The organism is Bradyrhizobium pachyrhizi (assembly GCF_001189245.1).
Taxonomy (GTDB): domain Bacteria; phylum Pseudomonadota; class Alphaproteobacteria; order Rhizobiales; family Xanthobacteraceae; genus Bradyrhizobium; species Bradyrhizobium pachyrhizi.
The window spans coordinates 191,148-191,659 of sequence record NZ_LFIQ01000024.1 but is presented as its reverse complement, the minus strand read 5'-3'; the positions used below and the strand labels follow the sequence as shown (position 1 = coordinate 191,659).

The following is a 512-nucleotide window of genomic DNA, read 5'->3' as shown; positions in this document are numbered from 1 at the left end:
CGGAAAAGTGCGAAGCGGTTTTCCGAAAGAGATCATGCTCAAACCAGTTAAGAGCCTATAGAAGCAAACCAGGAGATATTATGCTTTCTACCGTTCGGATCGCCGCGATTTCCGCGGCGATCGTTGCTGTTGCCGCGACGTCCACTGCCGCATTCGCCCAAAAGAAATACGATACCGGCGCAAGCGATACCGAGATCAAGGTCGGCAACATCATCCCCTATTCGGGACCAGCCTCCGCCTACGGCGTGATCGGCAAGACCGAAGAAGCCTATTTCAAGATGATCAACGATCGCGGCGGCATCAACGGCCGCAAGGTCAATTTCGTCAGCTATGACGACGCCTATTCGCCGCCGAAGGCGGTCGAGCAGGTGCGCAAGCTGGTCGAGAGCGACGAGGTGCTGCTCGTCTTCAACCCGCTCGGCACCCCGTCCAACACCGCGATCCAGAAATACCTGAATTCCAAGAAGATCCCGCAGCTGTTCGTCGCGACCGGCGCCACCAAGTGGAACGAC

1 protein-coding gene is annotated in these 512 nt (G+C 57.0%); it reads left to right on the top strand.

The genetic code is table 11. The features are described from left to right. Nucleotides 1-80: 80 nt before the first annotated feature. The coding region (locus AKL29_RS44165) for an ABC transporter substrate-binding protein (RefSeq protein ID WP_244481674.1) at nt 81-512 on the top strand (432 nt) is incomplete at its 3' end.